Origin of the sequence: Christiangramia flava JLT2011 (assembly GCF_001951155.1) — a bacterium.
Lineage (GTDB): Bacteria > Bacteroidota > Bacteroidia > Flavobacteriales > Flavobacteriaceae > Christiangramia > Christiangramia flava.
This window is the reverse complement of the sequence record NZ_CP016359.1, coordinates 2,982,682-2,997,592: the sequence shown is the minus strand read 5'-3', so window position 1 is coordinate 2,997,592 and position 14,911 is coordinate 2,982,682. Positions and strand designations below refer to the sequence as shown.

The following is a 14,911-nucleotide window of genomic DNA, read 5'->3' as shown; positions in this document are numbered from 1 at the left end:
GAAAGCTCGGAAAAATTTTTTCCGAGCTTTTTGTTTAAAAATATTGCTAGTATCTTTGTGAAAATTGCACAGTCTTGCTGTTTAATTCTTTTAATTATTTATACTTCCTTCCTCTAGTATTTATTACATATTGGGCCTTAAGCAAATTTGGAAGAAAAAAACAAAATCTATTTCTTTTAATTGCTAGCTATTTCTTTTATGGGTTATGGGACTTCCGGTTTTTAGGCTTATTGTTTTTTAGTTCAATAGTAGATTTCTATGCCGCTCAAAAGATATTCAAAGCCGATAATAAAGAAAAGAAGAAATTGTTTATCCTTTTTTCACTTTTTTGGAACTTAGGAATTCTATTTGTATTCAAATATTTTAATTTTTTCGTAAACTCATTTTCCGGTCTTTTTTCTTTAAAAGATGGATACCATTTTCAGTTGGTGAGTATAATTATACCAGTTGGACTTAGTTTTTATACCTTTCAAACTTTGAGTTATTCTATTGATGTTTACAAAGGCAAAATCAAACCAACTGATAACTTAATTGAGTTTCTATGTTTTGTAAGCTTTTTTCCTCAACTCGTTGCTGGGCCTATTGAAAGAGCTAGCTCACTGCTTCCTCAATTTCTAAAAAATCGCCGATTTTCATATGAAAATTTAAGAGAAGGATTAAGACAGATCTTATGGGGTTTGTTTAAAAAAATGGTAATTGCAGATAATATTGCAATTGCGGTTAATACAATTTTTGATACTCCAAGTTCCTATCAAAGCACCGAAATTTTTTATGGACTTACTCTATTCTATTTTCAGATTTATTGTGATTTTTCAGGTTATGCTGATATTGCCATTGGTAGTGCCAGGCTTTTAGGTTTTAAATTAAGTGTAAATTTCAGGACCCCTCATTTCTCACATTCTATACCTGAATTCTGGAGAAAATGGAATATAACTGTCAGCACATGGTTTCGAGACTATATATTCTTACCATTAGCAAAAAAAACGAATAGAAGCGAGAAATCAATTTCCGCAGTTACATTACTTACCTTTTTTTTAATTGGTTTATGGCATGGGGCAAATTGGACTTTTATTTTCTTTGGACTATTTCATGGAATTTTTATGATAGTTTATAGATATATTTCACTTCCCACTAAAAAGAAATTTAAGCTTAAATGGCATTTCTTTTTTATTGATTCTTTATTTATACTTTTTTGCTTTTTCTTATTAGTAATTTCCAGTGCATTTTTTCGAGCAAGTGATATTGAAACGAGTTTCTTCATTCTTAAACGCCTATTCTCTTTTATACCCGATCCTAACTTCGAAACCATAATTGGATTAAAGTCACTGTTTATAATTCCTTTAATAATTATTGAATTTTTTACAAAAAATTTAAAGTATCCCTTAGAGGCATTAGAAAATAGAACCTCTCGAATTTTCAGATGGAGTATTTATTATTTATTAATTTTTATGATTCTTAGATATGGTGGGCCTCAAGAATCATTTATCTATTTTCAGTTTTAGATGAAAAAATCAATAAAAAATCTCTTTTATTTCTGTTTGCCACTATTGATCATATATGTCGGGCTTGAAATTTTTCTACATTCTTTGGATTACGAACCTAAAACAAAAAATGAATATTTAGAAAAAAATAAAAATAACCTGGAAATCCTCATATTAGGTGCAAGTCAAACAGAAAGAGCTATAAATCCAGAATTTCTCGATTTCAATTCCATTAATTTAGCAGCTTCCAGTCAAGGAATATATCCCAATTTTTGCTTATTTAAATATTTCGCTCCAAAACTACCAAAACTTAAAATAGTTGTTTTGGGAATGCCTTTTAACGCACCGAACACCCCTAAAGAGTATACCAGCCCGATAGTCAATCATCTAAATTTAGCCTTTTACAATGTAAATACTTTTGGTAGAGCAACAATGCCTCAAGATTATTTGCTTTTTCATTCTAATCAAGATTATTTTTCTTCTAGGATTCAGAATTACTTCAGAGATGGAAATTATTCCAACCTCAACAAATTCGGATATGATACAACGAGATTTTATGGTGCTTACCAAGCCGCTAATTATAACATTGGGAAAATCAATAAAAGTGAAATTCACATTGAAAATGAACACAATTCAAAAGCCATACATAATAATGCTAGATATCTAAAAAAAATAATTAGAAGTTGCAAAGAAAGAAATATAAAAGTCGTACTGTATAGCTCACCAACTCATTTTCTTTATAACGAAATGAGGGACACAAATCTCGTTTATGAGCGTGATAGCCTTGTAAAGAATTTGATGGAAGAATATGAGAACTTATATTTTTTTAATGATGAAGATAATTCAGGATTTGAAGCTGATCTTTTCTACAATGCCAATCATTTGAATCCTATCGGTGCAAAAAAAGCTAGCTCAAATCTCAAAACTTTTATTTCTAAAATAATTGATAATCCAAAATCTTTTTAAATTTTAATAATGAAAATTTTTGAATAAAACAAAAAGAAGAGTTGGTAGAAAAATCATTGGTCGGTTTACTTATAAAAACTCTTGCTTCCGGAATTAAACTCTTCAATTTTTCTTTGGAATCATACAATCTTCCATAATTAATTTCATTCAATATTTCCTCAAATGCTCCAGAATTCTTTGCCAATACTGGGATGCCATTCAATAATGCCTCAACTACATTACGTCCAAAAGCCTCATTAGTAGAATTGGCTATAAGAACATCAAACTGATTATAAAGGTTGTTTTTCTCAACAAAGCCGTGGTAAATAACATTTTCGGTTCCGTGAATTACATCATTCAACAATTTTTGATCACCATATCCAAACAAATGCAGTTCAATATTTTGATTTCTAATTTCAGGCTCGTTAAATAACTCCACAATTTCCTCCTGCCCCTTCTGCTTGTTTATTCTGCCTACCATCCCAAAACGAACTTTTCCCGAGACGAAATTTTTCTCTTGTATGTTGAAGTCTCTTTCATCTATATAGTTGTAAATCACCTCTGATTTATGAGACCCAAATTGTTCAAAATACAGCTTCTTTAAAAATTTGGAAATATAAATATTCATTGAAACTGAATTTAAATACCTTTTAAACTCAGAAAAGCTTTCCAAATAATATCCATAAGCTGGCTCTTCAACCGTCTCCCGATGGTGCCACACGATTTTCTTTTGCAGTTTCTCCCCTACATAAAGCCCCATAGGGTTCAGCGAAGAATTCACATAGAGAATATCTGGATCATAGTCTTTAGCGAACTTCAAATGTCTTGAGAAATAAATACGATTTTTGAGCTTTTTCAGGTATTTGTTTTTCGCCCTCCAAAGTCCGTGAAGGAATTTGGAATATTCCCAGCGCTCTCCATGTTCCGAAAAATAGATCCAGTTAAAATGAGGGATTACAGAATAGGGAATCTGTTGCTTTTCCAGTTCTGAAATAATAGGCCCTTCAGAAGGAATGATCAAATGAGGTTCAATTTCCCCTGGATACAATTCCTGTAAACCAGCGATAAGTTCTATGAGAGATCGGTTCGCACCGTAAAGTGTGGAAGAATGGGCGTAAAAAAGTATTCTCATAGATCGCTTTCTATTTCAAAAATATCGAATCTAAATGAGTTTTTCACAAAAATGCGTATTTTGAAAAATTCTAATTTTAAAACTAATAATTACCTTTGCAAAAATTTTAAGAATATGCTCATTATAGGAATCGCCGGTGGTACCGGAAGCGGTAAAACCACCGTGGTCAATCAGATTATCGAAGAACTTAAAAATGAGGAAGTTGATGTAATCTCGCAGGATTCCTATTACAGTGATACCTCACACCTGAGCTTTGACGAGCGAAAAAAGATCAATTTTGACCATCCAAAATCGATAGATTTTGACCTGCTGGGCGAGCACCTTCAGCAACTGAAGAATGGCGAAGACATTCAGCAACCGGTCTACTCCTTTAAAGATCACAACCGTACCGGCGAAACGATCACCATCCATCCACGGAAAGTGGTTATCGTGGAAGGAATTTTGATCCTTACGCATCCTGAAATTCGGGAATTGTTCGATATCAAGATCTACGTGCATGCCGATAGTGATGAAAGGCTCATTCGCCGACTCAAACGCGATATTGCCGAACGAGGCCGTGACCTCGAAGAAGTGCTCTGGCGATACCAAACCACCCTTAAACCCATGCACCAGCAATTCATCGAACCCACGAAAGAGTTTGCAGATATTATCATTCCTACCAATCGATACAATACGGTAGCTGTTGATATCGTTCAAACAATTATCAAAGATCGCTTATCCTAAATTTGTATCTTAGAGGCAAATGAAATTCAGCCAACTCCGTAAAAAAGCATGGTTTAGGTTCTTCAGCAATAAATATGTGCTGATCAGCCTGGTCTTTGCCGTCTGGATGATCTTTCTTGACACCAATTCCTGGTTCATTCATCACGAACTCGACCAGGAGATCAACGAGCTGAAAGACAATAAGGAGTTTTTTCAAACTGAAATTGCCAACGATAAATCCATTATCAAGAATCTCAACGATTCTGTAGAACTGGAAAAATTTGCCCGGCAGAAATACTACATGAAAAGAGAAAATGAAGACATCTACATTATCGAGTACGACACCGTAGACTAACTTCGTTCACCTAAAACCAACTGCATGAAAGAATTGTTATTTCAGGAATTTGAAGAAGTTTCTGCGAAACAATGGAAACAAAAAATACAATACGATCTCAAAGGCGCCGATTATAACGAGCAACTCATTACCCACACTTCGGCCGGGATCGATATCAAACCTTTTTATACTGCGGAAGATGTTTCAGATTTGCCACAAATCGAAAATGCCGCGAACTGGAATATTTGCGAAAAGATCTATGTTACCTCCCCTGCGGAAGCACTGCGCAAGGCACAATATAAAATTGAAAAAGGCAGTAACGCGATCTGGCTCATTTTTCCTGAAGTCGATATTGTTTTGGAAGAACTGCTTCCGAAGTTATCAAATAATGTTACCTGGTATCTTCAACCACTTTTCCTGGATCCCGATTTTTGCCAAAAACTGAAATCGTTTTCGGAAACACAACCATCAGCGTATTTACTGCTGGACGTCGTAGGTAAACTGGCAAGAACCGGGAATTTCTTTCATAATATCCATTCAGATTTTGAAATGCTGCAAGAAATTCTTCAGCATACCAGGAACTTTAAATCAGTTCTGAGCATCAATGCGGGACTGTATCACAATGCCGGCGCAACTATTCCGCAGCAGTTAGCCTATGCTTTAGGCCATTTTTCAGAATATGCCAATCGTTTTCCCGAAGAACCGCAACTAAAGGTCAGCTACCAGCTGGCTATCGGTTCAGATTATTTCCAGGAAATTGCCAAAATTCGTGCGCTGCGATGGCTGCACCGAAGCCTGGCTAAAGAATTCGGCCTGCCCGAAGATTGCCATATTATCGCTGAACCGGGCAAACGCAACAAAACGCTGTATGATTATAATGTGAACCTGCTTCGCACGACCACCGAAAGTATGAGTGCTATCTTGGGCGGTGCCGATAGTATCTGCAATCTTCCGTACGACGCGCTTTACCACAAAGACAATGAATTTGGCGATCGTATTGCCAGAAATCAGTTACTGGTGATGCGCCACGAAGCCTACTTTGGAAAAGTAGGAAATGTTGCAGATGGCAGTTATTATATTGAAACCCTCACTCGGCAACTGGCTGATCTGGCGCTGGACATATTTAAAAACGTGGAAAACGCAGGCGGTATCCTGCAACAACTGAAGGACGGGATCATTCAGAAAAAAATAAAACAAAGCGCTGCGGAAGAACAGGAACGCTTTAATACCGGGGATTTGGTGCTTATTGGAACGAACAAACACGAAAATCCACAGGATCGCATGAAAGACGATTTAGAATTATTCCCATTTCTGAAAAGGAAACCTCGCAAAACCCTGATCGAACCCGTTCTTGAACGACGCCTGAGTGAAGAATACGAGCAGAAACGCCTGGAAAACGAATCTGAAAAACCTGGAAATGATGACTAGAAAGAACGTTCAGGATCTGAAACTTCAGTATTCAAAAGATAAAGCCGGGGAACTAAATTCTCAGACTTTTGATACTCCCGAGGAAATTACGATCCAGTCAAAATATAGTAAAGCTGACCTGGAAACGGTCGATCACCTTCAGTTTGCTGCTGGGATCCCTCCCTATCTGCGTGGACCCTACAGCACGATGTACGTGAGTCGCCCCTGGACGATCAGGCAGTACGCGGGTTTTTCCACTGCAGAAGAAAGCAACGCTTTTTATCGCAGGAACCTTGCAGCAGGCCAGAAAGGACTGAGCGTGGCTTTTGACCTTCCTACACACCGCGGTTATGACAGCGACCATGAGCGAGTGGTGGGAGATGTGGGAAAAGCCGGAGTGGCTATCGATTCCGTAGAAGACATGAAAATTCTTTTTGATCAGATTCCGCTGGATAAAATGTCGGTTTCCATGACCATGAATGGTGCCGTTTTGCCAATTATGGCCTTTTATATCGTTGCTGCGGAAGAACAGGGTGTTTCCCCGGAAAAACTTTCAGGAACCATCCAGAACGATATTCTGAAGGAATTCATGGTGCGAAATACCTACATCTACCCTCCTGCCCCGTCGATGCAGATCATTTCAGATATTTTTCAATACACTTCTGAAAAGATGCCGAAATTCAACAGTATCAGTATCTCGGGCTACCATATGCAGGAAGCCGGTGCCACCTGTGATATTGAGCTGGCCTATACCCTGGCCGACGGACTCGAATACATTCGGAAAGGCCTGGAAGCAGGAATGGATATTGATAGTTTTGCCCCGCGCCTGTCTTTCTTTTGGGCAATTGGAATGAACCATTTTATGGAGATCGCGAAAATGCGAGCGGGAAGAATGCTCTGGGCCAAACTGGTTAAACAATTCCATCCTAAAAATCCAAAATCGTTATCCTTGCGAACCCATTCACAAACCAGTGGATGGAGCCTTACGGAGCAGGACCCATTTAATAATGTTGCCCGAACCTGTATTGAGGCGGCTGCGGCGGCTTTCGGCGGCACTCAAAGTCTGCACACGAACGCGCTAGATGAAGCAATCGCTTTACCCACCGATTTTTCAGCAAGAATAGCCAGAAATACCCAGTTATATCTTCAGCAGGAGACGAATATCACTAAAACGGTCGATCCCTGGGCCGGTAGTTATTATGTGGAAAAATTAACCGCAGATATCGCCGAAAAGGCCTGGAAACTTATTGAAGAAGTAGAAGAACTTGGAGGAATGACCAAAGCGATCGAAGCCGGTATTCCGAAGATGCGAATTGAAGAAGCTGCCGCCCGGAAACAGGCCCGAATTGACTCTGGCAGCGACATCATCGTTGGCGTGAACAAATATCGCCTGGAAAAAGAGGATGAACTCGTGACCCTGGAAGTAGATAACCAGACCGTTCGAAATCAGCAAATAGAAAGACTGGAGAAAATCAGGGCCGAAAGAAATGAAACAAAAGTACAACAGGCTTTGACCAAGCTCACGCTTGCCGCCAAAGAGAAAAATGCTAACTTACTGTCGCTGGCTGTCGAGGCGGCAAGAGAAAGAGCCACTCTTGGAGAGATCAGCGATGCGCTCGAAAAGGAATTTGGGCGCTATAAAGCAAAAGTTCAAACCTTCAGCGGAGTTTATTCCAAAGAAATGAAAGACAATACATCCTTTAACCAGGCGCGTGAAATGGCGAATCGTTTTGCTGAAATAGAAGGTCGCCGCCCGCGTATCATGATCGCTAAAATGGGACAGGACGGGCACGACCGTGGAGCCAAGGTGGTCGCCACCGGTTATGCCGATCTTGGTTTTGATGTAGATATTGGCCCTCTGTTCCAAACTCCGGCAGAAGCTGCGCAACAGGCAGTAGAAAACGATGTACATATCCTTGGCGTATCTTCACTGGCTGCCGGCCACAAGACACTGGTCCCTCAGGTAATCGAAGAATTGAAAAAGCGCGAACGCGAGGATATTATGGTGATCGTTGGTGGGGTCATCCCTTCACAGGATTATCAGTATCTTTTTGATGCTGGTGCAGTGGCCGTATTTGGACCAGGAACGAAAATCAGTGATGCTGCAATCCAGTTATTAGAAATCTTAATCGATGAAGAATAATTATGAGCTATACAGATAAAATGTTGCGCGACGATGCGCTAAAAGGTAAAAATATAGTGGTAACCGGCGGCGGAAGCGGCCTGGGAAAAGCCATGACTAAATATTTCCTGGAACTGGGTGCGAAAGTGGCGATCACCTCAAGAAACCTGGAAAAACTTAAGAATACCGCAGAAGAACTGGCAACTGAAACCGGCGGCACCTGTTTCCCCGTTCAATGTGACGTCCGAAACTACCAGGAAGTGGAAGCCATGCGAGACGCGGTCGTAAAGGAATTTGGACAGGTAGATATTTTACTGAATAACGCCGCTGGAAATTTTATTTCTCCTACTGAAAGACTGAGCGCCAATGCATTCGATACGATCATCGACATTGTACTGAAAGGAAGTAAGAACTGTACACTGGCCTTCGGTAAACATTGGATCGATGAAAAACAGGAAAACAAGAATATTCTAAATATCGTCACAACCTATGCCTGGACCGGTTCCGCATATGTAGTTCCAAGTGCTACTGCCAAGGCCGGGGTACTGGCGATGACCAGGTCATTGGCGGTAGAATGGGCAAAATATGGTATTCGCTCCAATGCTATCGCTCCTGGCCCCTTCCCTACCAAAGGCGCTTGGGACAGATTACTGCCCGGAGACCTGAAAGAAAAATTCGATCTTGCCAAAAAAGTGCCGCTAAAAAGAGTTGGGGAGCATCAGGAACTGGCCAATCTTGCCGCTTACCTTGTTTCCGACTTTTCAGCATACGTCAATGGGGAAGTGATTACTATTGATGGTGGGGAATGGCTCAAAGGTGCCGGACAGTTTAATTTATTGGAGCAAATCCCGAAAGAAATGTGGGATATGCTGGAACAGATGATCAGACAAAAAAAATCTTAAAAGGCCCTACATTTCCATTAACTTAATCCTATTCAATCATTAATGAAAAAATTTATCTTTTTTGCAGCTGTAGTTTTCAGCTTTACTCTACATGCTCAATCTAATGCCATTATTTATCAGAAAAATGGAAAAAACATTCCGGCTTCCGTGAAGTTTGAACAAATTTCAAATTATCAAAATTTAAAATATGCAGATGAAAATGGAAACACCCAATCAATAGTTGCGTCTCAATTAGATAGTGTAGTATCTAATTCCAGAAAGTTCATTTTAAAATCAAAATCCTTTGAAGATCAAATTTACTTAATGAAATTATTGGTTGGAGGTTATTCCAACTTATATTTTTTCAAAGACAAATATCGAAAGCCTCATTATATCGCGGAACATCCTTCATATGGAATGCAGGAGCTTGTACAAACCAGTACAAAAGCAAATTCTTCCGGAAAAACCTATAATAATCAGACAAAAAAATATTTAGGAACACTTTCCATATTATTTGGAGATTGTAAACCTGAAAAACTAGGTCATACCAGTTTGTCCAATAGAAGTCTTTCCGCTGTCTTTATTTCTTATAATGAATGTAAAAAGCAACAAGGTTATGTTGCTGACGAAATTTCAGAAAATTCAAAATTACGCTTTGCGCTTCTAGGGGGTGTCAATTTCACCACGATTCACTCAGCATTTGAATCGATAGATACTTTTGATTCCCAAACAGGACCGGAAGCGGGAATTGAAATCGCCTATGTGCCAACTGCTTTAAAATCAAAAATAAACGTATTACTGGGTATAAATTACTCGAAAAAGGGAGGAGAAACCGTTTATCCTTATCAGAATTATGATAAGGTAGTCATAGAATACCCGATGATTGGCTTAGACTTTGCCGTTCGATATCATTTTCTTCCTGCCACATCTAAAATAAATCCGTTTTTGGGAATGTATGTAAATAAGTCATTTATTTTAAACTCAAGGGATGAGCGCATGAAAAAAGTGGCCGAGAATGGAAATTCAGCTCCTTATGTTGATCTTGACTTGCAGTTTAATTCTTCCATGAATTTAGCTTTCGGCCCTCAATTGGGTATTGATTACCTGATATCTAAAAATTCAGGGCTTATTTTATTAGCAAAAACATATAATCTTGATGATGGGCATAACTATTTTCAGGCAAAGGGAGCTGCTGTACAAATAGGCTATTTCTACCAGTTATAATAATAAATAGTTAAAAGAAACCGCTAAGCTGTTAGCAAATTCATTTTCTAAACCTATAATAAATTGTATTTTTACCTTTCAAAAACTCGAAACTTTTAATGGGTAAAATCATTGCTATTGCTAACCAAAAGGGCGGTGTGGGAAAGACCACGACTTCGGTCAACCTGGCTGCTTCCCTTGGTGTCCTGGAAAAGAAAATTCTGTTAATAGATGCCGATCCGCAGGCTAATGCTACTTCGGGACTGGGAATTGACGTGGAAGAGGTTGAAAATGGAACCTACCAGCTGCTGGAACATTCCATCAAGGCTGAAGAAGCCATTCAGCAAACCAGTTCGCCTAATCTCGACATCATTCCGGCTCATATTGATCTTGTGGCGATCGAAATTGAACTCGTGGACCAGGAAAACCGGGAATCAATGCTTCGTAAGGTTATTGAGCCCCTGAAAGATCAATATGATTTTATCCTGATCGATTGTGCCCCCTCGCTGGGACTTTTAACCCTGAACGCCCTTACTGCGGCAGATTCTGTGATTATTCCTATCCAGTGTGAATATTTTGCTTTAGAAGGTCTTGGCAAATTGCTGAATACCATTAAAAGCGTTCAAAAAATTCACAATAACAAGCTGGATATCGAGGGGCTGCTGCTCACGATGTATGATTCCAGGCTACGACTCTCCAACCAGGTTGTGGAAGAAGTTAAAAAGCACTTTGATGAAATGGTTTTTGAAACAATCATTCAGCGAAATGTGCGTTTAAGTGAAGCCCCCAGTTACGGGGAAAGCATCATTAATTACGATGCGGCGAGCAAAGGAGCCAGCAATTACCTGAGTCTGGCACATGAAATTATTAAGAAAAATTCTTAGCAATGGCGAAAGCGACGAAAAAGCAGGCTTTAGGAAGAGGTCTTTCGGCCCTTCTGAAAGATCCTGATAATGATATAAAATCTGCTGAAGATAAGAACGCCGATAAGTTGGTGGGCCATATCGTAGAGCTCGACTTGAGTTCTATTGAAGTGAACCCGTTCCAGCCAAGGACCAGCTTTAACGAAGATTCCCTGAAAGAACTGGCATCTTCCATAAAAGAACTGGGAGTGATCCAGCCAATCACCGTTCGGAAACTGGATTTCGGAAAATACCAGCTGGTTTCAGGAGAACGCCGTTTTCGTGCTTCCAAACTGGTTGGACTGGAAACCATTCCGGCCTATATCCGCATAGCCAATGACCAGGAATCTCTGGAAATGGCTCTGGTTGAAAATATTCAGCGACAGGATCTTGACCCAATTGAAATTGCCCTTTCTTATCAAAGGCTTATTGATGAAATTCAGTTAACCCAGGAGCAACTGAGTGAGCGAATTGGAAAAAATCGGTCTACAATTGCCAATTATCTTCGGCTGTTAAAACTGGACCCGATCATCCAGACTGGAATGCGAGATGGCTTTTTGAGCATGGGCCATGGTAGGACCCTGATCAATATTGACGATCCACAAAAACAACTGGAGATCTATGAAAAGATCCTTCAGAAATCTCTTTCTGTAAGAGAAACCGAAAAACTAGTAAGAGAACTCAATAATCCCGGTCAGGCTTCAAAATCTGAAGCAAAAACGAGCGTTTCCCAGACCTATAAAAAAGGGATCAAGGAATTTTCGCAATACCTTGGAACCAAGGTCGATGTAAAAGTGACCAAAAAAGGCAGCGGAAAATTAACCATTCCATTTTCTTCAGAAGAAGATTTCATCAGGTTACAAAAACTCATTAAGGGTGAAGAATAGTCTTTTTTTGCTGCTGTTCCTGGTGCTGCTGTGCGGCCAAACCGGCTTTGCCCAGCAGGACTCTGTTGCCGTTGTGCAAAATGAAGACCTGAAAAAGGCAACGAAAAAAGCAGAAGAAAAAGAAAAAGATTACGAGCCCTATAACGCGTTGGCACCTTCAAAAGCAGCCTTTTATAGTGCTATTTTGCCAGGACTTGGGCAGGCGTACAACGGCAGTTACTGGAAAATCCCCATCGCTTACGCAGGAATTGGCACCGGTGTATATTTTTACCTGCAAAACGACAAAGAATACGACAAATACCGGAATGCCTACAAGGCAAGACTGGCTGGGAAAGATGATGAATACAAAGATCGGATCAGTACAGCAGGACTTCGCCGCGCGCAGGAACTGTACCAGAAGAACAAGGAAATTTCTATTCTGGTCACTCTTGGGGTGTACGTACTGAATATTATCGATGCAAACGTGGAAGCTCATTTACGACAGTTCAACGTGGATGAAAACCTCTCTTTTCGACCAAAACTGGATTACGATCAACTCTCCGGAAAAACGAATTACGGACTCACTTTAAACCTCAATTTTTAATATGAGAATAGCGCTTCTTGGATACGGAAAAATGGGAAAAACCATTGAAGAGATCGCCCAGAGCCGGGGTCACGAAGTAGTGCTTCGGGTTAATGATGATATTGAAAGTTATAACCTCGGCGAATTTCAGCCAGATGTGGCTATCGATTTTAGTATTCCGAAAGCTGCGTTTAAAAATATCACTACCTGTTTTAAAAATAACATTCCGGTGGTATCGGGTACCACGGGATGGCTAGACCAGTATGAAAAAGCTAAAAATATCTGCGAAGAAAATAATTCTGCATTTATCTACGCCTCCAACTTCAGTTTAGGAGTGAATGTCTTTTTTGAACTGAACAAGAAACTGGCAGCTATGATGAAAGGTCTCGAGGAATATTCCGTAGAAATTGAGGAAATCCATCATACTCAGAAACTGGACGCTCCGAGTGGTACGGCCATTAGCCTGGCGCAGCAGATCATTGAGGAAAACCCTAATAAAAAAGGCTGGCAACTGAATGACGCAGATAGCGATGAAATCCCGATTCATGCCAAACGAATCGAGAATGTTCCAGGCACCCATACGGTGAGCTACGAATCTGATATTGACAGTATTGAGATCACTCACACCGCAAAGTCACGCCAGGGGTTTGCTCTGGGAGCCGTCATCGCTGCTGAATATTTAAAAGGCCGCTCAGGGGTTTTCACGATGCGTGATGTCCTGGCGAGCCTTTTCTAGAAAATTGTAACAAATTGGTTTTTTAACCACCTAATAGCATAAAGATTTAAAATGACTTTAACTGAATGGTTTTTCTTTTTCCTGATCCTGCAGGTCGTTCACTTCCTGGGAACCTGGAAATTGTATCAAAGAGCCGGAAGAAAGGCCTGGGAAGCGGCCGTACCCGTTTATAACGCAGTGATCCTGATGAAGATCATCAACAGGCCATGGTGGTGGGTGATCCTGATGTTCATCCCAATCGTGAACCTGATCATTATCCCGGTGATCTGGGTAGAGACCATCAGAAGCTTCGGAAGAAATTCTGTTGCAGAAACCTGGGCTGTGGTATTAACGCTGGGGTTCTATATCTATTACGTGAACTATGCGACCAGCGATCCATATATTGTAGATCGAGACCTGAAACCTCGTACAGAAATGGGAGAATGGATCAGTTCGATTCTATTTGCAGTGATCGCCGCAACCATCGTTCACACCTATTTCATGCAGCCATTTACCATTCCAACTTCATCCCTGGAAAAAACCTTGCTGGTAGGAGACTTCCTCTTTGTAAGTAAATTTCACTACGGTGCACGTGTTCCGGAAACCGCTGTAGCCTTTCCAATGGTGCACGATACCATCCCGGTACTGGGAATCAAATCTTACCTGAACAAACCACAAATCCCTTATTTCAGGTTTCCAGGTTTTGAAAATATTGAGCGTAACGATATCGTGGTTTTCAACTGGCCGGTTGATACAGTGAGCAAATTCTTTGACCGCTCCAGCAATCACTACGTCAAGCCAGTAGACAAAAAATCGAATTATGTCAAGCGCGCTGTTGGGCTACCCGGTGATTCCCTCGCGGTAAAAGACGGCTATGTCTACATCAATAACGAAAGACTGCAGTTACCTGAAAGAGCTAAACCGCAGTACCTGTATATTGGTCAAACCAAAGGTCAGCCCTTCAATCCACGGGCTTTATACGAGATGTATGGTATTACAGATGGTTACGGTTACGACCAAAGTAGCAATCGTTTTACCATCACGCTAACTGAAGAAGCTTACGAGCGTTTCAAGAACCATCCTAATGTGGCCAGTATCGAAAGGTATATCGGCCCGGGCGGAGTACGAAACAATGGGTTGTTTCCGAATAATGGAAAACTGAAATGGAGCAACGACAATTTCGGGCCCATCCATATTCCTGAAAAAGGAGAGACCGTGCAGCTAACGCCTGAAAGCATGCCGTTCTATCGCAGGATCATTGAGGTCTATGAGGGCCGGGAAATGGGTCAAGAACAAAAGATCAGCCTTAACGGGACTCAGGTGCTCATTAATGGCAAACCAAGTTCAGAATATACTTTTAAACAGAATTATTACTGGATGATGGGAGATAATCGTCATAATTCTGAAGATAGTCGAAGCTGGGGATATGTTCCTGAAAACCATGTTGTAGGAAAACCAGTCTTTATCTGGTTAAGCTGGGATTCTAATGCCTCAGGGTTTAATAAAATTCGATGGGATCGTGTTTTTACTACGGTTAAAGGCGATGGAGAACCAACATCCTTCCTGCCATACTTTTTAATCCTGGTGGTCATTTATTTCGGCTGGAAATTCTTCAAGAAACGCAGGGAAGAAAGTTAA

Annotated in this window: 14 protein-coding genes; 13 read left to right on the top strand and 1 reads right to left on the bottom strand. The window is 40.2% G+C overall.

The genetic code is table 11. From position 1 onward, the window contains the following. Positions 1-74: 74 nt before the first annotated feature. Together GRFL_RS13185 and GRFL_RS13180 are read left to right on the top strand one after the other, a co-directional pair. Entirely contained in the window at positions 75-1,502 is a 1,428-nt protein-coding gene (locus GRFL_RS13185) for an MBOAT family O-acyltransferase (protein ID WP_083645069.1), read from the top strand. Positions 1,503-1,586: 84 nt separating this feature from the next. Beyond that, complete coding sequence (locus GRFL_RS13180) at positions 1,587-2,447, top strand: hypothetical protein (protein ID WP_139839258.1); 861 nt, start codon at positions 1,587-1,589, stop codon at positions 2,445-2,447. Here the strand turns inward: GRFL_RS13180 and GRFL_RS13175 are convergent. Continuing rightward, positions 2,416-3,558 (bottom strand): glycosyltransferase family 4 protein, encoded by a 1,143-nt coding sequence (locus GRFL_RS13175; protein WP_083645067.1) that lies wholly within the window; start codon positions 3,556-3,558, stop codon positions 2,416-2,418. The two genes, GRFL_RS13180 and GRFL_RS13175, sit on opposite strands and share 32 nt — an antisense overlap. 51 nt (positions 3,559-3,609) lie before the next feature. Between GRFL_RS13175 and udk the strand changes: the two genes are divergently transcribed. From udk to lepB, 11 genes are all read left to right on the top strand, one after another. Continuing rightward, entirely contained in the window at positions 3,610-4,281 is a 672-nt protein-coding gene (udk, locus tag GRFL_RS13170) for a uridine kinase (protein ID WP_257787363.1), read from the top strand. Between the two features lie 19 nt (positions 4,282-4,300). Beyond that, positions 4,301-4,615, top strand: a complete 315-nt coding sequence (locus tag GRFL_RS13165; RefSeq protein ID WP_083645066.1) for an FtsB family cell division protein — start codon at positions 4,301-4,303, stop codon at positions 4,613-4,615. 24 nt (positions 4,616-4,639) lie between these two features. Further along, positions 4,640-6,022: a methylmalonyl-CoA mutase subunit beta gene (locus GRFL_RS13160; protein ID WP_083645065.1), complete on the top strand. Its 1,383-nt coding sequence runs from the start codon at positions 4,640-4,642 to the stop codon at positions 6,020-6,022. Next, positions 6,015-8,144, top strand: a complete 2,130-nt coding sequence (gene scpA / locus GRFL_RS13155) for a methylmalonyl-CoA mutase (protein ID WP_083646134.1) — start codon at positions 6,015-6,017, stop codon at positions 8,142-8,144. The genes GRFL_RS13160 and scpA overlap by 8 nt, the downstream gene beginning before the upstream one ends. A 2-nt stretch (positions 8,145-8,146) precedes the next feature. Continuing rightward, positions 8,147-9,025: an SDR family oxidoreductase gene (locus GRFL_RS13150; protein WP_083645064.1), complete on the top strand. Its 879-nt coding sequence runs from the start codon at positions 8,147-8,149 to the stop codon at positions 9,023-9,025. A gap of 42 nt (positions 9,026-9,067) precedes the next feature. After that, entirely contained in the window at positions 9,068-10,228 is a 1,161-nt protein-coding gene (locus GRFL_RS13145) for an OmpW family outer membrane protein (protein ID WP_083645063.1), read from the top strand. Positions 10,229-10,326: 98 nt separating this feature from the next. Next, entirely contained in the window at positions 10,327-11,091 is a 765-nt protein-coding gene (locus GRFL_RS13140; RefSeq protein ID WP_083645062.1) for a ParA family protein, read from the top strand. A 2-nt stretch (positions 11,092-11,093) separates the two neighbouring features. Continuing rightward, complete coding sequence (locus GRFL_RS13135) at positions 11,094-11,996, top strand: ParB/RepB/Spo0J family partition protein (RefSeq protein ID WP_083645061.1); 903 nt, start codon at positions 11,094-11,096, stop codon at positions 11,994-11,996. Then, the gene (locus tag GRFL_RS13130) at positions 11,986-12,579 is read left to right on the top strand and encodes a DUF5683 domain-containing protein (protein WP_083645060.1); all 594 of its coding nucleotides are present in this window, start codon (positions 11,986-11,988) and stop codon (positions 12,577-12,579) included. Before GRFL_RS13135 ends, GRFL_RS13130 begins: the two co-directional genes overlap by 11 nt. A 1-nt stretch (position 12,580) precedes the next feature. Then, positions 12,581-13,294 (top strand): 4-hydroxy-tetrahydrodipicolinate reductase, encoded by a 714-nt coding sequence (gene dapB, locus GRFL_RS13125; protein WP_083645059.1) that lies wholly within the window; start codon positions 12,581-12,583, stop codon positions 13,292-13,294. Positions 13,295-13,345: 51 nt separating this feature from the next. After that, positions 13,346-14,911, top strand: coding sequence for a signal peptidase I (gene lepB / locus GRFL_RS13120; protein ID WP_083645058.1), 1,566 nt, complete (start codon positions 13,346-13,348; stop codon positions 14,909-14,911).